This window comes from Kiloniella majae, assembly GCF_002118315.1.
Lineage (GTDB): Bacteria > Pseudomonadota > Alphaproteobacteria > Kiloniellales > Kiloniellaceae > Kiloniella > Kiloniella majae.
This window is the reverse complement of the sequence record NZ_MTSZ01000004.1, coordinates 197,883-220,964: the sequence shown is the minus strand read 5'-3', so window position 1 is coordinate 220,964 and position 23,082 is coordinate 197,883. Positions and strand designations below refer to the sequence as shown.

General features: G+C 46.2%; 20 protein-coding genes. 5 read left to right on the top strand and 15 right to left on the bottom strand.

Going from position 1 to position 23,082, the window contains the following annotated elements; all coding sequences use genetic code 11:
• Positions 1-162 precede the first annotated feature (162 nt).
• Positions 163-2,001: a DNA helicase RecQ gene (recQ, locus tag BKB51_RS13870; RefSeq protein WP_085901690.1), complete on the top strand. Its 1,839-nt coding sequence runs from the start codon at positions 163-165 to the stop codon at positions 1,999-2,001.
• Positions 2,002-2,070: 69 nt separating this feature from the next.
• Here recQ and BKB51_RS13865 read toward each other — a convergent pair whose 3' ends face one another.
• On the bottom strand, positions 2,071-3,474 hold the full coding sequence (locus BKB51_RS13865; protein WP_085901689.1) for an MFS transporter: 1,404 nt from the start codon (positions 3,472-3,474) through the stop codon (positions 2,071-2,073).
• A gap of 244 nt (positions 3,475-3,718) precedes the next feature.
• Positions 3,719-4,357: a glutathione S-transferase family protein gene (locus tag BKB51_RS13860; protein ID WP_085901688.1), complete on the bottom strand. Its 639-nt coding sequence runs from the start codon at positions 4,355-4,357 to the stop codon at positions 3,719-3,721.
• Positions 4,358-4,735: 378 nt separating this feature from the next.
• Between BKB51_RS13860 and BKB51_RS13855 the strand changes: the two genes are divergently transcribed.
• Positions 4,736-5,035 (top strand): PilZ domain-containing protein, encoded by a 300-nt coding sequence (locus BKB51_RS13855; protein WP_085901687.1) that lies wholly within the window; start codon positions 4,736-4,738, stop codon positions 5,033-5,035.
• A 58-nt stretch (positions 5,036-5,093) separates the two neighbouring features.
• Here BKB51_RS13855 and BKB51_RS13850 read toward each other — a convergent pair whose 3' ends face one another.
• A complete protein-coding gene (locus BKB51_RS13850) occupies positions 5,094-5,504 on the bottom strand; it encodes a hypothetical protein (protein ID WP_085901686.1) in 411 nt (136 codons plus the stop codon).
• A 408-nt stretch (positions 5,505-5,912) separates the two neighbouring features.
• Complete coding sequence (locus tag BKB51_RS13845; RefSeq protein WP_125911845.1) at positions 5,913-6,278, bottom strand: hypothetical protein; 366 nt, start codon at positions 6,276-6,278, stop codon at positions 5,913-5,915.
• Between the two features lie 255 nt (positions 6,279-6,533).
• On the opposite strand from BKB51_RS13845, the gene BKB51_RS13840 reads away from it, so the two are divergent.
• Together BKB51_RS13840 and BKB51_RS13835 are read left to right on the top strand one after the other, a co-directional pair.
• Positions 6,534-7,220, top strand: coding sequence for an SOS response-associated peptidase (locus tag BKB51_RS13840; RefSeq protein WP_158090236.1), 687 nt, complete (start codon positions 6,534-6,536; stop codon positions 7,218-7,220).
• A gap of 179 nt (positions 7,221-7,399) precedes the next feature.
• A complete protein-coding gene (locus tag BKB51_RS13835; RefSeq protein WP_085901683.1) occupies positions 7,400-9,313 on the top strand; it encodes a hybrid-cluster NAD(P)-dependent oxidoreductase in 1,914 nt (637 codons plus the stop codon).
• A gap of 85 nt (positions 9,314-9,398) precedes the next feature.
• Here BKB51_RS13835 and BKB51_RS13830 read toward each other — a convergent pair whose 3' ends face one another.
• The 6 genes from BKB51_RS13830 to BKB51_RS13805 form a co-directional block, all read right to left on the bottom strand.
• A complete protein-coding gene (locus BKB51_RS13830; protein WP_085901682.1) occupies positions 9,399-11,366 on the bottom strand; it encodes an acetoacetate--CoA ligase in 1,968 nt (655 codons plus the stop codon).
• Positions 11,367-11,525: 159 nt separating this feature from the next.
• Complete coding sequence (locus BKB51_RS13825; RefSeq protein WP_085901681.1) at positions 11,526-12,392, bottom strand: LysR substrate-binding domain-containing protein; 867 nt, start codon at positions 12,390-12,392, stop codon at positions 11,526-11,528.
• A gap of 136 nt (positions 12,393-12,528) precedes the next feature.
• On the bottom strand, positions 12,529-13,446 hold the full coding sequence (gene sigJ, locus BKB51_RS13820; protein WP_085901680.1) for an RNA polymerase sigma factor SigJ: 918 nt from the start codon (positions 13,444-13,446) through the stop codon (positions 12,529-12,531).
• A 15-nt stretch (positions 13,447-13,461) separates the two neighbouring features.
• Entirely contained in the window at positions 13,462-14,010 is a 549-nt protein-coding gene (locus tag BKB51_RS13815; protein WP_198946744.1) for a carboxymuconolactone decarboxylase family protein, read from the bottom strand.
• Between the two features lie 170 nt (positions 14,011-14,180).
• Positions 14,181-15,389 carry a M24 family metallopeptidase gene (locus tag BKB51_RS13810; protein ID WP_085901679.1) on the bottom strand — a complete coding sequence of 403 codons (1,209 nt, stop codon included), beginning with the start codon at positions 15,387-15,389 and terminating at the stop codon, positions 14,181-14,183.
• Positions 15,390-15,845: 456 nt separating this feature from the next.
• Positions 15,846-16,391, bottom strand: a complete 546-nt coding sequence (locus BKB51_RS13805; RefSeq protein ID WP_085901678.1) for a hypothetical protein — start codon at positions 16,389-16,391, stop codon at positions 15,846-15,848.
• A 326-nt stretch (positions 16,392-16,717) separates the two neighbouring features.
• On the opposite strand from BKB51_RS13805, the gene BKB51_RS13800 reads away from it, so the two are divergent.
• Positions 16,718-16,918: a hypothetical protein gene (locus BKB51_RS13800; RefSeq protein ID WP_085901677.1), complete on the top strand. Its 201-nt coding sequence runs from the start codon at positions 16,718-16,720 to the stop codon at positions 16,916-16,918.
• A gap of 38 nt (positions 16,919-16,956) precedes the next feature.
• Here the strand turns inward: BKB51_RS13800 and BKB51_RS13795 are convergent, their stop codons facing one another.
• The 5 genes from BKB51_RS13795 to BKB51_RS13775 form a co-directional block, all read right to left on the bottom strand.
• A complete protein-coding gene (locus BKB51_RS13795; RefSeq protein ID WP_085901676.1) occupies positions 16,957-18,408 on the bottom strand; it encodes a heme biosynthesis protein HemY in 1,452 nt (483 codons plus the stop codon).
• Entirely contained in the window at positions 18,408-20,060 is a 1,653-nt protein-coding gene (locus BKB51_RS13790; protein WP_085901675.1) for a COG4223 family protein, read from the bottom strand. Before BKB51_RS13790 ends, BKB51_RS13795 begins: the two co-directional genes overlap by 1 nt.
• Positions 20,061-20,147: 87 nt before the next feature.
• Positions 20,148-20,876 carry a uroporphyrinogen-III synthase gene (locus BKB51_RS13785; RefSeq protein WP_085901674.1) on the bottom strand — a complete coding sequence of 243 codons (729 nt, stop codon included), beginning with the start codon at positions 20,874-20,876 and terminating at the stop codon, positions 20,148-20,150.
• 20 nt (positions 20,877-20,896) lie between these two features.
• Positions 20,897-21,847: a hydroxymethylbilane synthase gene (gene hemC / locus BKB51_RS13780; RefSeq protein WP_085901673.1), complete on the bottom strand. Its 951-nt coding sequence runs from the start codon at positions 21,845-21,847 to the stop codon at positions 20,897-20,899.
• A 217-nt stretch (positions 21,848-22,064) separates the two neighbouring features.
• Positions 22,065-22,931 (bottom strand): CE1 family esterase, encoded by an 867-nt coding sequence (locus tag BKB51_RS13775; RefSeq protein ID WP_085901672.1) that lies wholly within the window; start codon positions 22,929-22,931, stop codon positions 22,065-22,067.
• Positions 22,932-23,082: the final 151 nt, after the last annotated feature.

Below are 23,082 nucleotides of genomic sequence, written 5' to 3'. Positions count from 1 at the left end.
TGGCAAGCAAAAATACGTATTTATATGGTATATTGGCAACAAACTAATCTGTACTTAGAGCTCAACGATCACGTGAAAAACATAGTACCTCACTAAAATACTCGACAATCTCTTAACAAACTCTTTTTGACCGACCACGAAAGACTTGGCTATAAGCCAAGCATGGATGCGCTCGCCCCTCAAATACCTTCTGCCCAGGATATTCTTAGCCGTATTTTTGGCTACGATAGCTTTCGTGGAGACCAGGAAGCTGTCATTGATCATGTCATAGATGGTGGCGATGCACTTGTCTTGATGCCAACGGGTGGCGGTAAATCGCTGTGCTATCAGATTCCCGCACTCTGTCGCCCCGGCCTTGCGGTTGTTGTCTCCCCTCTGATTGCCCTTATGCAGGATCAGGTTACGGCACTTCAACAGCTCGGGGTCAAAGCTTCTGCCCTGAACTCCACACTTCCCTATAGCGAAATACTCGCCACGGAACGCGGTATGCGATCCGGCGAACTGGATATGGTTTATGTGGCACCGGAAAAGCTTCTCACCGATGGCTTCCTCAATCTGTTAGAACAATGCGACCTGTCACTCTTTGCCATTGATGAAGCTCACTGTGTTTCACAATGGGGACATGATTTCAGACCGGAATACCTGCAACTCAGCCTCTTAAAGGAACGCTTTCCCTGGGTTCCCCGAGTTGCCCTAACCGCAACCGCTGACGGACCAACCAGACAAGATATCAAAGAGCGTCTCCATTTAAGCGAAGCCCGCGCATTTGTTGCTGGATTTGATCGACCGAATATTCGTTACAAGATTGGTTTAAAGGCTGCACCTAAAAAACAACTGACAGATCTGTTAGAGCGCGAACATTCTGGCCAGTCCGGCATTATCTATTGCATGTCCAGAAACAAGGTAGAAGAAATTGCTCAATCCTTGAGCGAAAGAGGCTTCAATGCCCTGCCCTACCACGCCGGCCTTTCCAAAGACATCAGATCAGGTAATCAGGATCGTTTCCTCAAAGAAGATGCCGTAATCATGGTGGCCACGGTTGCCTTTGGCATGGGCATCGACAAACCCGATGTTCGCTTCGTTATCCACCTCGATCTACCCAAAAGCCTGGAAGCTTATTATCAGGAAACTGGCCGTGCAGGACGTGATGGTCTTCCGGCAGAGGCCTGGATGATCTATAGCATGAACGACGTCGCCCGACTCTATCATATGGCGTCACAATCCGATGCACCAGAAGCACAAAAACGGATTGAAAACAGAAAGCTGGAAGCCTTATTGGGCTTTTGCGAAACCACCCGCTGTCGCCGACAAGTACTATTGGAATATTTTGATGACAATCCCATTGAGCCCTGTGGTAACTGCGATACATGCCTGACTCCGGTTGAGAGCTTCGACGGCACAGAAGCCGCACAAAAAGCACTCTCTACCGTCTATCGTACTGGTCAGATTTTTGGCTCGGCACATGTGATTGATGTTCTCTTGGGGGCAAAAACAGAACGCATTGAAAAGCTGGGTCACGACCAACTAAGTACTTTTGGTATTGGCGCAGAGTTTATGAAACAGGAATGGCGGTCCATCTTCCGCCAACTTGTTGCTCTGGGGTATCTGAAAGTGGATATGGAAGGGCACGGGTCTTTCCAACTAGGCGAAGATTGCCGCCCGGTTTTAAGAGGCGAAAAAACGGTCCATTTCCGCCGAGACCCAACAAAGAAAACCCGTGCATCTCTCCGCAGCCACTATAAAAAATCATTTGGTCCAGCGGCAACAATTGATGATCCAAAAGACGAAGCACTGTTCCAGACCTTGAGGGCAAAGCGCCTTGAACTGGCCAAAGATCAGGGTGTACCTCCCTATGTGATCTTTAACGACAAGACTCTTTTGGAAATGGTTATGGCCCGTCCGGTTGACCTCGGTGATATGGCAAATGTACCGGGCGTCGGCAAACGAAAACTCGAACGTTATGCGGATATCTTCCTGGAGGTCATCAACGAAAACCGATAATAGCTTAGCTGGTTTTCGTTGATGTCTGGTTTTTGCTTTATTACTCGTCTCGTAGCCCTTAGTTAAGCGCTAAATTTGACCACTTTTAACCGCACTATCGGTTTCAGAGACGTCCTCTTCAGACGGAGCTTCTTCCTCCCAAAATCCGGGGCCATCTTCCAGAATGTCGGACTCGGCTTCTTCCTCGCCAACTGCAGAGCCTGTGCTTTCACCCTCGGCTTCGGCGATCACTTCCTCATACCACTCCTCACCCTCTGGCGTCATGGCAACAACCATGGTGGATGATTCGGCAGGCATCCCGATGTAATCACCCTGTTCTTCAATAGGTACAGAGCTACGTTGCGTCATACGGAAGACACCAAAGGCAGTAATCATTAACAAGGTTACCGACATACTGTACACAAAGGCATTTGGTCCCAGTTGCCCCATCAAAAATGTACTGATGATAGGTCCGACGATTGCGCCGATCCCCCCGATAACAATCAACGCACTGGTAGCACCAACAATTTCAGATGCATCCAGATAATCATTGGTGTGCGCAATCGCCAATGAGTACAAAGGCAGGCACAGCGCACCGAATAAAAAGGCACTCCCCAGAAACCATCCCGTCGCTTCAGGACCAGAGAAAAAGCCCATTGAAATACCAATCAACCCCGCAAGCAGTGCTACGGTAATTAGAACTTTACGTCGGTCAAAGTGATCCGAAACCTTGCCAATTGGCCATTGTAACGCGACACCGCCGATAGACATCGTGGCCATGAAAACAGAGATATCAACCGTATCCATTTCCAGTTCTTTGGCATAGATAGCCCCAGCGCCAAAAATTTGAGCCTGAACAACACCCACGCCAAATGCACAAACAAAACCTAATGGAGAAATTTTGAAAAGTCGTTTGAGACCAACAGGTGTCGGAGATTCAAAAGTTGGAACCTGTGCAACCGTCAAGGTTGTGGGAATAAGGGCCAGGGAAACCAGCACTGACATCAAAATGAACGGCAAGAAACTACCGGGATCAGAAATATTAATCAGTAGCTGCCCTAATCCCATAGCACCATAAACCACGACCATATAAACGGCCAAAAGCTGTCCGCGGGTTTCATTGGTTGAGCTATCGTTTAGCCAACTTTCAGCGACGATATATAATCCAGCAAAGCAGAATCCGGTGATAAGACGCATCGCCCCCCAAGTATAGGGATCGATAAAAACAGCGTGTAACAAAGCGGATGCAGAAGACAGGGAAGCCAATGCTGCAAAAACACGCACATGGCCGACATTGGCAAGAACCTTAGGCGTCACAAATGATCCAGCAAGATACCCGATAAAATAACAGGTCATCACAGCACCGATTGATTCGGTCGAGAAGCCTTCCATAGACCCCCGAACACTCAGCACAGTGCTTTGCAGGCCATTGCCCAGCATCAAAAAAGCAATGCCAATTAAAAGCGCCCAAGAATTAGTGATTGCTGATAACATTTATTATTCCCCTAGGCACAAGGCACTCATGCCTGACCAAATTCCATTCTTACCACTAGAGAATATTTATTAAGATAATTCTACCTTAGTTGCGACTTTTCACTTCTCTATTCACCACTCCGGCAGAATAAAAGAGAAATAACTATAAGCTCTATATATCAAGTATTTGTAATTTAGACATAAAAACAGCGGTTGATGACTGGTCACCAACCGCCATAAAGGTCAAAAAACTCAAACCCTTTGCTTAAGCAAATGGTTTTTCCAAGCCTTCTTGTTCAAAAATTCTTAGAACAGACGGATGCTTACTCATTAATTTGACGTGCTTACCCAGATGTTTCATCTCACTAGGCTTTGTAGATAGGAAGCGTCCCCAGCGACACAGCATTAAAAGATAGAAATCCAAAAATGAAACTGCTTTCCCCATCATATAGGGGCCTTTTTTCCCAAGCTGGGTCTCAACAATGTCAAAATAACTTATAAGGCGCTGTTCAGCCGCTGCTTTAATAGCCGGCGCATCCGATACATCACTGCTATAACGTTCCGAGTAATAATAAACCAGAAACTCGGTTTGAATCGTATTGGTCAAAAACATCAGCCACTGATAAAACTTGGCACGTTCCGGCGTTGCAATATCGGGCATCATACGACCTTCCGGATGCCGATCGGCAATATGCAAGCAAATTGCTGCGGTCTCTGAAATCACCATCGCACCGTCCTCAAGCACTGGAATACGGCCAGAGGGATTCAACGCAAGATACTCCGGGCTTTTATGGGCTTGTTTATTGCGGTCCACATAGACCAGTTCATAATCAACGCCCAGCTCTTCCATCAACATATGTGGTGCGATACTCGCGTTGCCGGGATAGTAGTGCAGTTTATACATTTGACGCTATTCCTGTGCTTAAACAAATCACCTGTAGCAGTTTTAAGTAACTTTTCCTCAAAGCCAAAAGACAGAAGTGTCGTGATTTCGGCTCGATCATTAATCAACACAGACAAGAGAGCAATGATAAGGAAGAGTGACGTAAAACTGCTATATAACACATCATCCATCACAGCTTTTCGGTCAAGATATAATGACATTGATAAGGCAGATATTCCGACACAACGACGTGATCAATAATCGCAAATACACGCATAGGATTCAAAGTTCACAAAAATCACACAAGTTCCAGAGTAATTAGCCCCTATTCGAAAGGAATTGGTAAGGATTAGTACCTAGAATCATCAGACGTAATTAGTTTGGGTGCACGTATATTAGATGATCGAAAATCGCCAATATAAAAGATATGCCGCCGGGGATAATGCCTCTTTGGGTATTGATGGTTCTTGGCACCCCTGTTCTGTCCAAAATTTATCGGGGAATGGTCTTTTCCTGGAAACTTTTTGCCGTCCGCCGATTGGTACTGTTGTTGAGCTCGACTTAAGCAGTTTGGGCAGATATTCTGGTACAGTCGTTCGACATGCCTGGGATGGTGTTGGTGTACAGTTCAGAGACAGACACCCACACAGTGCACCACTCCACGATCATCGCCAAGGAGCCCTCTTTGGCAATATTTAACAGACTCTAATTTTCAATAAATTTGCTGAACACAGGCTCTGTTTATGATCTCAAAACCCTAAGCAGCCGGTTTTCTATTCTTAAGTTTCATTGCTGTAATCTTATAAACATCCAACCCCGTAATACTGGAAATCTCACGAATAGTTAGTTCTGTTTCCCTCAACAGAACAGCCGCGTGAATTTTTGGTGGCATACCGCGCGGTTTTTTATTTCTGACCTTCACTGGGCTGGCCAATGATTTCTGGGGTTTGTCATCTTTCGCCAATCCCCGTTCATAAGCAGCTTTTAACGCGGCTTCATGGCGAGCTTTCTCTTGCTCGAGGTGAGAATCCATCAGATGAAGCGAATTAGAAAAAACACGTTCCGTAGCAGACATACTATAAGAGGCCGGACGCGCCTTCTGCTTTGGCTCATCCCTCGGGCCACCTTCTGCCGCCTCTTCCAGAGACATATTGTGCTTTGCTGCCATACGTTTAGCCGCAGCAAGAGCATTCTCTCGCTCTCCGTCGTACGGGCTTAACGCTGCAACCTGTAGAAGGTTGTGGAACCTGATCCGTTCCGCTTCTGAAAATCCCTCGCTAATGGTCTTAATTCCCTTAATCTATTTCCAAGCTGCGCATTATACGCCAACTCTCGTTTATGGGCAGTAAACTTTATTAATTTTCTTTGGTTTTTTTCTTTAGATTTTCTGGCTCTCGGTTCTTACGGCAATTTGACTGTGTTGCGGGATACTTCCCTTTTCCTTCAATCACATTAAGCAACATGATAAAGGGGATAAAAAATATCCACATCATATAGTAAAACACTTTAGCCAAAAGAAGCGCTCTCCACCTTATTATCCGAGAAAATTCCCAGAGGAAATCTTACTTAACTCATCCTAACTCTGAACGCCATCAGCGGAATCAGCTTCCGCTTCTATTGAATACTGACCGGCTGTGGTTTCATCAGCCAATCCAGCGTGAAGAGTTAACAGGACAATTTCTGCATCAATGCCATCTTCGAAAATCTTGACCATCTCTAACCGACGCAGCATTTCCTTTGCGTCATCAGGGCCGTTAAAATCTTCAAAGTCTTCCTGTCCCAGAATACAGTAACTTAAAAATCCTGCCAAATCATGGAGGGTCGCTTCTGGATTGTCTTTCAACAGTCCCCGATCTTTTGCCAAGCGCCACAAAGTCAGCTTTACAGAATCTGGAACAACTGCGCTGAATGTCCCTGCGCGTTTCAATCCGTCATCGATCATATGGATTTCTTTTTTCCTGCCAAAAAATCCAAAAATCATCGGTTCGATCTCGCATCAAAAGTCGTTATTAGAGGTTATCTCGTATCGAAAGCCCCTCGTTTCAAAACAAGGGTATAGATCAATAAGCATTAAAATGAAACTCTGGGATTCACCAGCTACAAAATACAACAGAGCATCACAACGCAAGAGATGGTTTCCTCCAGCCCAAAAGCTGGTAAGTTAGACATAAATTTTCAAGGATTGATATTTCTGAATATGTGCGGACGCTTTGCTCTAACCACCCCTATCGCTGACTTAAGTGATCTTATAGGCTTTCCCGAACGCCCGAACCTCGAAGAACGATACAATATCTGCCCCACCCAACCCGTTGCTGTTGTCATACTGGGTTCGGATAAAAAGAGGCACTTTACACTCCATCGGTGGGGCTTGATTCCAAATTGGGTTAAAGAACCAAACCTCAACAAGCCTATGCACAATGCCCGTAGCGAAACAGTCAATGAAAAGCCATCCTTCAAAGGTCCTTTTCGCGGCAGGCGTTGCCTGATTCCCGCCGACGGCTTTTACGAATGGCAAAGCGGGTATTCAGGGAAAACAGGTAACACGACGAAACAAGGCTATTACATTACGCAGACGAACAATGCGCCCTTTGCTTTTGCTGGGATTTGGGATGATTGGCTGGGCGCAGATGGCAGTGAGGTTCAATCCTGTGCCGTTTTAACGACTGAAGCTAATCACGACATTTGTCATATACATCACCGAATGCCTGTAATTGTGCCAAGAAAAGATTACAATACATGGCTTTTCAAAGGGGGGCAGGATCTATTAAAACCGCTCCCGATCAACAGCCTCAAAGCAACACCCGTCACCAGCTATGTGAACAATGCTCGCAACGAAGGTCCTGCTTGTCACGAATCACAACTCCAGCAAGCCCAACTCTTTTAACTTCTTGCCAATGAAGTAACTCAAAACAATCATAAAGAGGCAGAATTTTCGTTCACACAGAAAATCTGACCTCAAAATATATTTTAAAAAGATATCTACCATCCAGCCCTGTTCTCCTTGGAAACAGATGACTATCATCAGACGTCCTTACAAATTTCCACCCAACAAAAGGCCCTATAATGTCGAAAGCAGTTGTCAGTGATCTCTTGATTTATCCCGTTAAATCTGTTGCCGGCATCTCAATGACCAAGGCATCTGTATTGACAGCGGGTCTGGCTGGGGACCGTCGATATCTAATCACGAAACCCGATGGCACTTTTGTTACCGGGCGAACACACCCCAAGATCACAGCAATCAAGAGCGTTTATCATGGCGCGCTTTTAACCCTGAATCACGAAGATAAAGAGCCTATCACTCTTACCCCCGAAAGTTTCGCTGATAAATATCAAAATAGTAATGTATGGGGCACGGATCTTATTGGGCAGGAATGTGGTCCTCAAGCCGATGGATGGATAAGTGATCTCCTCGGCGAGCCAATGAAACTACTCTACTTTGGCAACAGATCTGAACGCTTTATCAAACAACATCCCGAAAATGATGTCGGGTTTGCTGATGGTTTTCCTCTTCTCATTACTGCTGAGAGTTCACTGGGTGAGTTAAACAGACGTTTACTTGCCCCTGTTTCCATGGCCAACTTTCGCCCTAACATTACTGTTAGTGGTACTTTGCCCTTCGAAGAAGATGGCTGGTCCTTAATCAGGATTGGTGATGTAAGGTTTGAATTGCCTAAGCCCTGCTCGCGCTGTGTCTTTACAACCGTTGATCCCTTTGCACATACCGCAGATAAAGTTCTTGAACCTCTAAAAACGCTCACCGAATTTCGCCAAGTCCCCGATGGGAAGGACGTCATTTTCGGGGAAAATATGATTCCCCTGAATACAGGAACTATTCAGGTCGGGGATCCTGTTGAAATACTAAAAACCAAGTCCAAACCACATTATATCGATAATTGGAAATCAAAATCATCCCGTATTACTGCCCACTTGAAACCTGGACCTGCGGAGACTTTTGATCAAAATCCGATATTGCTAAGGTGTGTGCAGGTTATTGATGAAACCAACGATGTAAAAACCTTTAAGTTCACATCTGATCCGGTAAAGCGGTTTTCATATAGACCCGGACAGTTTCTAACCCTTCATATTCCGATTAACGGCGAAGTCGTTAGCCGTTGCTATACCATTTCATCCACACCTTCACGCCCGGATACGATTACAATTACAGTCAAACGGGTTAAAGGTGGCCGTGTTTCCAATTGGCTACATGATCATGTAGCCGTTGGCTCTAGTGTAGAAGCTATGGGCCCTGCAGGCGTTTTCCATCTTGAAGATAACCAGAAGAAAAAGATTCTAATGATTTCTGGCGGATCAGGCATAACACCCATGCTGTCCATGACCCGCTTTATCGCGGACACGGGTCTTGATTATGATGTCCATTTCCATCATTCCGGCCACACCATTGATGACCTTATTGCCTGGTCAGAGTTATCATGGCTCTCAAAGCAATTTCCTGGGTTAGAGCTTTCTTACAACACCACTCAAGGTGTCCCATCCTCCCGTTTGGAAGAACATGGCATCAAGGGTCGAATTTCACCCAAGATGCTAAAAGAAGTTTGCCCAGACTATCTGGAACGGGACGTATTCGTCTGCGGCCCTGACCAATTTATGACAGCAGTACAAAACCACCTCAAAGACAGCGGCCTTCCGGAAGATCAGTATAATCAGGAAAGTTTCACTATAGAACCAACACTGCCACCCGAAGATGGATCAACTGCAAGCTATTCAATTCACTTTTCAAAATCGGGAGTGACCGCAGAAATCAAAGGAAACCAAGCCGTTCTAGATGCTGCAGAAGCCGCAGGGATAGATATTCCCTATAGCTGTCGGGGCGGTCTGTGTGGAACCTGTAAAAGCGAGCTGAAACACGGTGAGATTACAGCACCAAACGCGATGGCACTCAGCGAAGAAGATACAAAAAACAATCTATTCCTCGCCTGCTGTAGCTTTGCCAAAAGTGATATCGAGGTCGATCTCTGATTCTGCAGTAACGCTTAACGATCTTATTAAACCTATAACAGGCATCCTTTGTCTCGTACATCGGGTGCCTGAGGCTAAATAACAGCTAGTCTTCCTGTAATACCGGAATATTTCGATAGAGATCCAAAGCTTCAGGGTTAGCCAGCGCTTCCTTGTTGCCCACTTCTCGCCCGTTAATGATATCGCGTACGGCCAGCTCGGTGATTTTACCCGACCTTGTCCTTGGAATATCTGACACAGCAACAACCTTTGCCGGCACATGACGCGGCGTACAACCGGTTCTAATTCTGGTCTTGATCTTCTTAATCAGCTCTTCGCTGAGACCCTCGCCACCGTCCTGCAAAATAACGCAAAGAACCACGCGCACATCGCCGTCCCAATTTTGGCCAACAACAATCGCTTCACGAATTTCTTCCAGTGTTTCGACCTGACGATAGATCTCGGCTGTACCGATACGGACTCCCCCGGGATTAAGCGTTGCATCAGAACGCCCATGGATAATCAGGCCACCATTTTCTGTGACTTCCAGAAAGTCACCATGGGTCCAGATATTATCAAAGCGCTCAAAATAAGCTTTGTTATAGCGCGATCCGTCTTCATCACCCCAAAAACAAAGCGGCATGGATGGGAAGGGTTCCGTACAAACCAATTCACCCCGATCATCGGATACCGGCTTACCTTCATCGCTAAAGGCAGAAACTGCACAGCCCAGCGCAGGTGTTTGTATTTCACCGCGATACACAGGCCCAATAGGATTTCCAAGCATAAAGCAGCCCAGAATATCTGTTCCACCCGCAATGGACGCCAGCTGAACATCCTTTTTCACATGCTCATAAACAAAGTCAAAACCCTCAGGTAACAACGGAGATCCAGTTGAAAAAATTGCCCGAAGTGCTGGCAATTTATAGTTCTCAATCGGGCTTTCACCTGCTTTTTTCAAAGTGTCCAGATACTTTGGTGACGTCCCAAAATGGGTTACCTTTTCCTCTTCCGCCAGATCAAAAAGGATTGTCGGGCTCCCCGCAAATGGTGATCCATCATAACAGATCAGAGTTGCGCCACAGCCTAGTCCAGCGGCAAACCAGTTCCACATCATCCATCCACAGGTGGTAAAATAAAACAGACGATCATTTTCTTTCAAATCACCATGGAACTTGTGTTCAACAAGTTGTTTCATCAGCGCGCCACCTGCACGGTGAACAATACACTTGGGTGCCCCCGTGGTTCCGGAAGAGAACATAATGTAGAGGGGATGATCAAAACCCTGTCTGGAGAAGGCTATTTCTGTGGGTAGGAAAGGATCCACAAAATCCCGCATGTCGATCGCCTTTGGCAACCCGGATAAATCCAGATCCGCACCCGACCAGGAAATCACAACAACCTTTTCGATGTCTGGAATTTCTTTGACAACCTCTGTAACCTTACCCAAAACATCGTGATTTTTCAGGTTATAGTCATAGCTATCGGGGGCGATTAAAACTTTCGGAGCAATCTGGCCAAAACGATCCAGAATTCCCTGAGCACCAAAATCCGGTGAGGCAGATGACCAAACGCCACCGATGGCAGTTGTCGCAAGCATCGCAATAATGGCTTCCGGCATGTTCGGCATCAATCCGGCCACACGATCACCGGGCTCAACCCCTTGTGCTTTCAGCGCTTGAGCAAGACGGGAAACTTCATTGTAAAGTTCGTCCCGACTCAGGGATCTCTGACGCCCCTTTTCTCCCCAAAAAACCAGCGCTTCCTGTTCACCGCGATAACGCAACAGGTTCTCTGCAAAGTTGATTTTTGACTGGGAAAACCATGCACTGGCTTTGATATCCTGATCATTGCGCGTGTAGATGTGACCGCCTTTTTCCCCGGGAAGATCAAGGTAGTCCCAAGTCGCAGACCAAAAATCGGCAATGTTCTTCACAGACCACTGATGCAGGTCAGCAAAACTAGTCACCTTTGCTCTACCCTGTTGATCCAGCCAGGACATAAAGTCGGTGACGATCGCATTTTGCACACGATCTTCGCTTGGTACCCACTGAGGTTTGGTCACAGAAGTCATATCGCCTGTCGCTCCCTGATATTTTTTTATGTATCGATTTTGACTAGCGATCATTTATGCTGCACCGCACACCAACCGTCAAGGGATGGCATATAAATGCGCACTTTGGACGAGCCAATAATTAAGATTACGTCAAAAACTCAACAGATGCCTTAGTGCCTATTCCTGATGCAGCTCATCCATTGAAGCCGTAATATAGTTGACCAACCGCAACCCGGCCTCACTTAAATCACCCTGACGATAAAAGAGACCAACCTCAACATCTGCCAACCCAGGATACCCGCTTTCCACAGGCACAACTTCCAGACTATCAGGTACTGTTTTTTCAGACAAAACAGTCAATCCCAAGCCCGCTTTTACCGCTGCTTCGATGCCTGATTGACTAGGGCTGGAATAGGATATGCGCCACTTTTTTCCAGCTCGGTTCAGGGCATCTACCGATCGTTGTCGATAGATGCACCCTTGCGGATAAACGATCAAAGGCAGGGTATCTTGCGATAACAACGCAATGTCGCCATTCCCAACCCACGCCAGACGGTCAGACCATGTTTTTGCCAACGAAGGTGACGGTGTATCTGCACAAAGGGCGATGACCACATCGTAGTCATTCTTATCTACGGCCTGGATAAGATCACGGCTGATTCCACAATCGACTTCCAGCGTGATTCCGTCGTGGGCACTGGTAAATCCGCCAAGAATTGTCGGCAACAAAGAAACGGCAAAATCATTTGGTAAACCGACCCGGACAACACCCCCCACTTTCGGGGTTTTCAACCTCGAAATAACCTCATCGTTCTGCGCCAGAATTTGCTTGGCATACCCACGCAGAATTTCCCCTTCTTCCGTCAACGAGATCTTCCGTCCGCTCCGATTGAAAAGTGATATTTCCAACAGATCTTCCAGCCGCTGCAGCTGAAGACTAATCGCAGGCTGAGAGCGGCCCAAAGTCTCTGCGGCACGGGTTATACTTCCCAAATCATTCACAGTAGAGAAGGTACGTAACAGATCGGTGGGAATATTAATCATGGCGTAAAAAGCACATTATCTGGCAATCTGAGCTCGTTTTATAGATGAAGCAAAGCTTATCAATATTTTATACAGTGACAAAGCCTGTTCGCCATAAACGAGCTTTCACCCCTGATGAATAGCTGCGTGAAGGGTTTCATTCCCAGGATATAGCCCCTGAGATTGACAAAATTCCTTTGGTCGAAATCATCTGTTTCAGTTTGCCGGGATGTCGCATGATATATATTTGGCTGATCTGCCCTTCTGTATCATATCCGAACGATAGCGCCGCATGCGTTTTACCTTCATCCACAATCACCAAACCTAAAGCACCGTTAAGTAGATAAGTCGTGATCGTCATGTCCCGCCATGCGTGGGATAAAATATCTTCAATAAAGCGGCAGATCGCATCATGACCAACAATGACACCGCGTACAGCCTGAACTTTGCCGCCACTATCCGCACGTAAATCACTATCTGCCCGTAACATTGTTCCCAGACCACCGACATCCCCGGTTTTGATTGCCTGTTGAAAAGCTTCTAACAGCTTTTCCTGGTGCTGCTTCTCCGGCACATGCCGCACATTGTTTTTTGCCACATACTCGCGAGCACGTGTCGCCAACTTACGACAATTAGCAGATTGCATATCCAGAACACCCGCCACCTCATCAAATGGCATCGAAAACACATCGTGTAACAAATATGCTGCGCGCTCTTTAGGCGTCAACCTTTCCAACAAAAGAAGAAAGGCTGTTGTCAAAGACGAAGCTATTTCTAGCTGTTCTTCTACGTTAGATTCAAATTCCGTTTGAATTTGATCCGGTATCCATGACCCTACGTAATCTAGCCTTTGATGACTAGCCGACTTTAGCTGGTCCAGACAACGGTTTGTACAAACACGTGATAACCAACCGACAGGGTTTTCGATCTCCGGGCCAGAGTATGAGATCCACTTCAGATAGGTATCCTGCACAATATCCTGTGCATCACTTACAGACCCCAGCAAGCGATACGCGAGCCCCATAAGCCGGGATCGCGATTGCTCAAACACATCTGTTTTACTTTCAAGCTTCATAGGGACACCCCCATATCAATGCTTGGATATCTGTACACGGTTCCACAGGTTGATCATCCCGATATCTGTCGTAATTAATGTAATTTCCTTGTCAGAAAAATGTTGCCGTAACTCAGAACGAAGTTTCGCATAATTTGTTTTTGGATCAAATGTTGTCAACGCTTCGGTCCAGGCCAACGCGGCCCGCTCTGGTTCAGAAAATACGTCCACATGACGCCAGACAATCACTTTATCCAGCTTGTCCTGACTAACCCCCGCTTTTCGCGCGTCTGAGATATGCATATCAACACAATAGGCACATTGGTTTATTTGGGACGCACGCAGTTCAATAAGTGCAGAAAGAGAATGTTCCAAACCACGCTCTGCCATCATCACATGAACCTGACCCAGATACCCTATTAACTTTGGGTCATTTTTTTCATGCATAACAGGTTTTTCAGATGCCAGAGACACAGAAGCCAGAGACGTAGAAGAAAGAGGTACAGAAGAAGTCGTCATCATCATATTCCTTTGTTGTGTTATTCCGAATGTTGTTTTCAGGAATATGACGCTTGGTGAACCCATAATGTGACATCCTCTGTTTAAATCCTTCACCAAAAAGAAAACCCGGCACTGATATGCCGGGTTTAAAGTTTTGAGACATCTGCATTTCCAATGCATGGAGCATTTCAGCCTGAATCAATTTTTGACTGAATCAATTTCAAGCCGAGGAACTCTCAGACAAGGAAAGATATTTATTTACTGATAATATTATGCTCCGGACCATAAGGGAATTTGGTGATGTTTTCAGCACCATTTTCACCCACAACCAGAATATCATGTTCACGGTAACCGCCAGCACCGGAATTACCCTCTTCGATCATGATCATTGGTTCCATAGAAACAACCATACCCGGTTCCAATACAGTTTCAACATCTTCACGAAGTTCCAGTCCGGCTTCGCGACCATAGTAATGGCTTAACGTCCCGAAAGAGTGACCATATCCAAAGGTTCGATACTGCAACATATCGTGCTTCTTGAAGATTTCATTGAGCTCAAGTGCAATATCACAGCAACGGACACCAGGTTTAATCAAATTCAGACCAGCTTCGTGCACTTCGACGTTGGCTTTCCAGTATTTCATATGCGCATCAGATGCATACTCGGCAAACAATGTTCTTTCCAGCGCAGTATAGTATCCGGCAATCATCGGAAAGCAGTTCAAGCTCAGGATATCACCTGATTCAATCTTCCGGCTGGTCACGGGATTATGGGCACCGTCTGTATTGATGCCAGACTGAAACCAGGTCCAGGTATCCATAAGCTCTGCATCGGGAAAGGTTTTAGCAATGTGACGGATCATTGCCTGTGTTGAGTGGAGTGCAACTTCATGCTCGGGAACACCAACGGCGATGGCTTCTGCACAGGCTGCACCACCAATATCAGCCGTTGCTGCACCATGTTTGATAATTTCGATTTCTTCAGCGGATTTCAGCATCCGCATCCGCATTGTCGGTGCACCGATATCTACAAATTCCGGGCTGCCAAGAGCCGCGGCCATTTTGTTTTTATTATCGATGTTAATGTGATCGAATTCCAGACCTACACGGCTCAGGCTTAGTCCCGATAGCTCATCTTTAATCGCAAAGAAATAGTTATCTTTTTGCCAATCCGTATAGATGACATTGTCGTCGAAACTGCGTCTCCACGGCTGCGCACCATCAATATTCGCCGTTACAGAAATATGTTTGTCCTGGGTGACAATCAGACCATAAGGACGGCCAAAAGCACAATACACAAAGTCATTGAAATAGTTGATATTATGGTAAGAGGTTAATACCACGGCATCAATATCATTATCAGCCATATGCCGACGTAGATTACCAACACGGCGTTCCATTTCTGCTCTGGAAAATGTGCCTCGTACTTTTTCTCCGTTACGGATGCGCAGTGTGCGTTCCATTGTTGACTCCAATATTAAGGAAATTAATTTTCATCCTATTGGTATCAAAAAGCCATTCATAAAAATAATTTATAATATCAATCTAAGCATTAGTATTATAAATAAATGAGGGCCACCTTCGGGGGAAGGTGACCCTCGACACGCAAGCCAGCAAGCTTTTAAGGGAAAAGTTGTGGCTCAGGCGTGAAAGAATTGTATGCCAAGCTGCCATCATCCAGCCGCACACAATCGCTGTAATCACCCCTGCTTAGGCCAAATGATAACACCCGTGCAACAAGAATTTATTAGGCTAATTTTGTGTAAATTTTTATATATTTTAATGACTTACGTTTACTTTCCTTAATAGCAAAGGAAAACAATACCTTATAATTGGACTGGCTTGATCAATAAGAATATACGTGCTTCAGATTCCTGCAAACAGGAACCGAAACTCTTCAAAATTCTTTTGCGTTGATATTAATCGAGTATGTGAATCTCTTTTAGATTCCAGATCCAATTTACGGTAGAGATTTCTCTGTAATTCGTCTCGCCGTCCTTTTCCTTGATCATACAAGGCAGAAGAAGGCGGATCGGCCCCTTTCTCTCAACTCTGATCTCACGTGACTGATATCGTGTCGCGACAAACAGGCAACTCACAGGCCACTTCGCAGGCGTCAAATCAATCGCATACCCACCCAGGGCGACCATTTTAACTTGCCTGATATCTGCTATTCCCGAGGTTTTAAAAATATCAGACAACAATACACCCTGATACTTTCCAGCCTCATTCTCCCAGATTGGCGGCAGTGACACTTCATAAAGAGGTAATTTTTCGAGATCCATAATTCTAAACTTCGAAATTTTTTCCTCGTTCTTAACCATAAGCACACGCTTATTGCTAACAGAAGTTTCTAACTTTTCTTTGAAAAGGCTGACAGGATTTGCATCAGCATAGGCCTTTGAAATCATGACGAAAATCAGGCTGACAAAAACTAAAATCAAGGAGAAGTTGGTTTTTTTCACAGTAAATAATCTAAAGCAGTTTATCTGATAAGCACATGATAATTATGAATAATTAATAAAACATCTAAAACCTGCTGTTAGCCCTATCTTTCAAGAATTTGGAAATTATATTTTAACAAAAATATAACCCATTCATCCCTAATATGCCTGCTAAAAAAGGACCAGAACAAACGCAACCCACAAGGTATCAGACTCCGGGAAGTTTCACCGCAGGGAAACAGGTCACAGGGCATCACTCCCTCAGCTAAAAAACAATACTATATAAATGGAAAAGACACTCATTGCCGAAAGCTCTTTCATTTTGGAACATGTAAGAGGTAGATCCTTTGGATTCAGCAACTAAAGAAATGATTGAAGAGGCTTATTTCGAAACTGTCACCGAAGCCTTGTCACGAAGCGAATCACTCCTAATGGCACACAAAGAGGGGGTAACTGCTGCCGCAATGCTTCTTGCTGCTATGTCAGGCACCGATGACGAACAGGCAAAAAAAGAAGTCATTGCGTTGGATCTACGTCCTCAACAATAACTTCTTCTCTTGGAAACAACGGTTCTTCAAAACAGGTCCTAAGCGCCGGTCTCTCTTGCTGCCCCTTCAATCTCGGTTGGCTTGGCAATCACAATTTCATTGCTTTCAGTATTCTCCAGCACCAGCGATGTGCCTGTTGCTTTTCCAATTACCTTTGGGGCAGTTCCTTTTGATCCAATCGCGTTTTCTTCTGTCAGAATTGTCGGACGTTTCCAGGCCAAGGAATCAAAAGAGCCACAATCACCACAATGAGCTTGCCAATTTTCAGCAATTGCCCCACAGGATTCACAAACCCAGTTGTGGGCAATAAGCGCGGTTTCCGATTTTTCGAACCATTCCGCAGCCGCACGGTTGTCCCCATGTTCTTCCTGTTCCAGGCGCCCCATCAAGCGACACACCAAACGGCTAGGACCACCTTGCTCGGATGCCTGTTTCAGATGACGTCGTGCCTCGCCCCACAGTTTCGCCGATAAATTAGCTTCCGCCAATGCAATATGGCTTTCATAGTGATCTTTATTCTGGGCAACCATCTGCCCCAGACGCTTGGCTCGCTCAACATTACTTTCAGAAGGCCAAAGTGTTAGAAACATACGGGCAAGATCACGGTGAGGTTGTTTACTCCATGCTTTTTTCAGTGTTTTTTCAGCATCTTTGATTCTCCCTGCACGATTATAGGCTTCAGCAAGAAAAGCCACAGCAGGGACCAGATCAGGTGCCAGCTTGTACGCCTCTTTGGCAAAAGTCAGTGAAGCCTGAAGTTCTCCCTGATCATTTGCTTTCAAAGCTTGCTGCAGTTTAACAACAGCCCGTTTCCGCGCCGCTTCTGCAGAGGTAAGATTTTTTGTCTTGGCCCCTTCTTTCAAAGCCTGATCAGCAATCGCAAATTGTCCTGTTGCTTCCGAGAGTTCGAACAAACTCTCCTGAACCCACGGTGTTTTAGGACTTAGGGCATGTGCCTGCTTTGCAAGTTCTAATGCCTCGGCAAAATCACCCCGGCGTTGTGCTTGCATCAAGAGCCCACGGAGCCCAAGAAAACGAGTCTCTTTGTCCTCCAACATGGCTTTAAAATAGTTGGTCGCGGCCTCTTCATTTCCCTGTAATTGTGCTGCCTGAGCAGACAAAAGCATGGTCAGAGGGGGTTCATCAGACAACAGATTTTCAGCTTTGCGGGCCATCGCAAGCGCTGTATTAGCTTCGCCAGCAGCCACAGCAACCATGCCATGGGTCAAAGCCTTATATCCACGTTTCTTGCGATTATCTTGCCGGGCTTGGCCAAAAAGAGCTGGCGCGTTGATGAGACTACGCCAAAAACGGTAAAGAAATGCGGCAGATATCGCCAAAGCAACGGCTGCAAGAAAAAGAACCCCAACCGTTGTTTCCAGACGGTATCCAATCCAGTCGATAGAAACCAGACCAGGACGGTTCGCAATCCATATAACAATCGTTAGAACAATCGCCAGCTTAAGAAAATAAATCAGTGTCCGTTTCATTATTCAATACCTCCAGCACCGCTACCCTGTGCCGTGACACCAATCAAAAGCAAAGCCAATTGTTGACTGATTTGTTCCCCTTCTTGGCGTTGACTGGCCAGTAGAAGCCAATCTTGCATTCCCGAAGTCGCCGCAGAAGTGAGGTTTTCAAGCTCTAGCAAAGCACCCGATAGATCACCGTCTTTCAGATAGTTTTCCGCCCGGGCCAAGACACTGGAAGTTCCCTGTCCATCAAGAATATCAATCGGGCGTATTGAAACCACGTCCGTAACACGACCAATCGCTTTATCAACCCAGGTCTGCCCGCCCGCAATTTTATCAGCCGAGAGCGCATCGCGTGCAGCAGATGGGAAACTCGCCCTCAGATCGGTCAAACTAGGCAAGCCGACAGCTGCAAAAGAAGAAAGCGGAGACACCAGTTCGCGAATAGTGCTGTTTTCCGGGGCAACGGCACGGACAAGGTCCAGCTCTTTCACAAAAGGGCCAGATCCGCGCAAGGCATCGCGTAGCTGTAAAACACCAAGAGCAAGATAAACATCACCAGTTGCGGGCCCTGAAATCCCTGAAATCAATGCCGGGGATGAAACCGGAGCACCAGTCTTCATGCCTTCAACTTCGGATACCAGTGCATTTATTTGCGTCCGGATTGATGCCAACTGCTGAACAGAGGTCGCATTAAGACTATCCCCGACAGATGAAGACGCAAGGCCTGTGCTCTCGATGACATCGAGACGTTGGCGGGTTTGTTCCAGCTCTGTCCGAAGGGCATCCACCAGATCCTTATCAGCATCACTTGATGTGACAACCACACCACCGCTGGTCAGGCCATTTAATTGTCGCTCAAGCTCGGATTGCTGTAATTTTAACGTCCGCACTGTTTCTGAAAGTGCTAAAAAACGATTTTGATCTACACCCTTGTTTTGCGTGTTAAGAACATCTTGCTCCAACCCTGCAATCCGCTCTTCTAACGAACTGACACTGGCTGTCTCCCCGTCGGCCCCGAATGTTGGAATCTTCTCAACAAGGGGCAGCCACTCACTTCGAAAGAAAACAGCCGCTGCCATTGCCAGCGCACAGAACCCAACCCCGTAGAAAAAACTGTTCAGACTGCTGCCCTTTTTAACGGCGACAACTGTCTGCGTATTCGGAAGCTCTTCACCAGCTTCGTTTTGCCCATGATCAACGTCATTATCTTTTTCAATGTTCGTGCTTGCAGATGCGTCATCACTTTTGTCACCCACAGCTGCTTTTGAGCCGGATACAGGTATTGAGCTTGTCGCTTTAAGCGTAGATTTGATATCCGACTTATCGGTAGAAGCATCTTGCTCTGCTTCATCTGACAGCAAAAGATCACTTTCACGAACCCGTGCTACATTAAGCGTAATCTTGGCTTTCGCCGCAGCCTTTAGGATATCTTCATGACGGGCAGAGGGAATGGAATCGCGCTCTTTCCACCCCTGTACTGTACTAACAGCAATTCCCAATTTGCTGGCCAAAGGCCTCAGACCACCAAAGGCGTTAATAATTTCCTGCGTCGGACTTTCAGTAACCGCTCCTTTATCAAGCGATTTGTTCTCATCTTTTACAGAAGAGTCCGTTGTCGGTTTGTTTGATTTGTCGCCCTGTTTGCTGACCATAGTATCCTCTGTCATCCAGATTGTGTTTAATCCATATGGTTAAACACGTCATTAAGGAAACTATGCGCCAGAGTTAAGGTAAAATCCAGTACGTACGTACACTTATTTGGTTGATGCAATTAACTTTATCATATCAGCCCTGTTTGGCTGCTTTGAAACCAAAAGCTTAAGCCCCGGTATTTCATCAAAACAATCGGCAACTGCCTTACTCAAACAATAGATGGTTAAACCTTCTAAGCTGGGGAGTAGATTTTCTTGGGCTATTAACGCCAAAAATATTTTGGAAGATCGTGGTGAAAAAAAGCTTATCTCTTTGATTTTATTGTTTTTTAATAGGTTTCCTGTCTGCTGGAGCAATGCTGTTGACGACATAGCTTCATACAAAATTTCACGGCGATAGGCGTAACCGGACTGACTAAGATCAGTTTGTAAATCCCCTGCTATTTTTGAGGCTGCGGGATGTAACAAAGTTCCTGATTTTGGTTTTAGCTTTGTACGAACCAGCTCAGCTAAATCACTTACATCCCCATTAGCGGAATAAACCTTTTCGAATCCGTTCTTACGTGCGGCTGCCGCAGAACTATCCCCCACACAAAAGGCTGGTAAGGAGCGGTCCTTACTATTTAACTGATAGGCACGTACACCATTGGCAGAGGTAAAAAGAACAGCCTGTACGCCAGAGAGATTCAATTCGGCGAGATCCAATTCGGCCGAATCCCGAAATACAATATCAAAAACGGCATCAAAATACACCTCGCGCCCCAGCTGGCGAAGATCAGAAGCAAAAGGCTCCTGATCCGCTTGCGGGCGCGTGACAAGGTGAGTGATCATTAATGACCTCTTTGATTAAATCAGAGTTGCTGCTCTTCCAGTGTTTTAAAAAACTCTTCTCCGGCCTGCTCTTTTAGTTCCCGGCCCGCAGATCGACCCATTTCCTCGGCTGATGATATAGGACCTCGCCGCTCAGTCGTAAAAATTTCACTGCCATCTGTAGCCGCCAACATCGTACGAAGATGAAGCTCATCACCTTCTATTTCAGCAAGCGCAGCAATTGGCGTCCGGCAAGACCCATCCAGCTCCGCAAGGCAAGCACGTTCAGCCGTGATTCGGTGCATTGTCGGCTCATGATGAATGGCATCAACATAGGCACGGATACGATCATCCCCCGTTCTGACCTCTAGACCAACAGCACCTTGGGCTGGCGCCGGTAACATTTCTTCGGTTGAAAGTGCCGCTGTAATCAGATCGGATTGCTTCAGTCTGTTCAAGCCAGCAACAGCAAGCAGAGTGGCATCTACCTGACCCTCTTCCAGCTTGCGTAGTCTGGTCTGAACCGATCCACGAAAGGTAATAACTTCCAAATCTGGCCGCTTTGCTTTGATCTGGGCTTGTCTGCGCAGAGAAGCTGAACCGACAACCGCACCTTTCGGAAGTTCTGCCAACGAATTTGCTTTTGATGAGAAAAGCGCATCCCGAGGATCTTCGCGCTCCAGAACCGTGGAAATTTCCAACCCGTCAGGCAACCACGTGGGCACATCTTTCATCGAATGTACGGCGATATCAATACTGCCATCCAAAAGGCCATCTTCAATCTCTTTGGTAAAAAGTCCCTTACCACCTATTGCGGACAGCGCTCGGTCCTGAATCATATCGCCAGTAGTTTTAATCACGACAATCTCGACAGCCTCTTCATCCTTCAGATCTGAATGTACTTCTAGTAACAGACGTTTAACTTCAAAAGCTTGTGCCAGAGCGAGAGGGCTTCCGCGGGTACCAAGACGAAGAATCGGATTATCAGTCATAAATTATTGCCATGCGTTCCTGTAAGACTGGATAAATCAATTTATCCAGAGAATAGTTCAATTAAGCGCACCTTACTCTTTCAGTTACCTTTCGACAATTCTTATGGTGAGTACATTACGCGGCGAACCGACGCAGATTTAATCTGCCCAAGACGACAGCATACAACGGTATAAGCCCTATAAATACGGTTGAAAATACGATTGACCAAAAATCCGCTTACAGACTGCCCTCGCCCACGGTTGCACTTTTCAAGCTTTCGGCCCAATCCATGCCTTGAGCTAACCATTTCATTTTAATGTTATGCCCCCCGTTATGGAGACAGAGTTCCATCTCTTTGCCCGTTCCACATCTACGCCAGATCTCACAGGACATATCCTCAAAAGAAACAACTTCAGGATCGGCTTCACAGCGGTTGGTTTCTTGCCAGATACGCACGCCGGTTTTCACATCCCCCTGATGCCACCGCGCACCGATAGGCCGTCCTGCCATCGGAACAACACGATCTGCCAATCCGTGAATATGACGAATATTGACCGGATTTTCACAGTCAGCAGGATGGGGACGCCAGAACGAACCCGCGATAGGGAAAAAGGCAGAAAATTCTTCCCCCATATAGCATGCGACATCCCAAGCCATTGAACCGCCTTGGGAAAACCCGGAAGCCCACAGACGGGACTTATCCACATCATGCCGAGATTCCACATCCCTTAGAATATCTTTGGTAAAGGCAATTTCATCCCGACGTTCACTAGGCGCGCCAACATTGGACCAACTGCGATTGAGACCATCCGGAATAACCAGCATGACGCCCCGTGAAGAAGCTAATTTTAGCAAAGCCTGATTCTTCAGCACAAGATCTGCACTCTGCCCATAACCGTGATAATAAAATAGTGTCGGATAAGGCTCTTCACTTTTGTTAATCTCCGGCATCACGATCACATAGCGCCCGCTCTCCAGAACCATTTCCTCAACCTTAGAATCGACTTGCTTCCCAGCTTGTGGCCCTGCGGCTTGAGACAGGGAAGCCAGAAATAGCCCGCCAAGTAACAATCCAACAACGACAAGAGCTTCAATTCGTTTCATAAAATCCCCTATTTAAAAATATCCGAACAAACGGCGGCTTATTAGTTAAGTAAACCACCCCAGCGACTTTTCCACCTCACAGAAAAACAACTTTTAGTTATGCACGTTCAAAAGGGGCAGAGCTTTTATCCTTCAAAAGACTGATTACCCA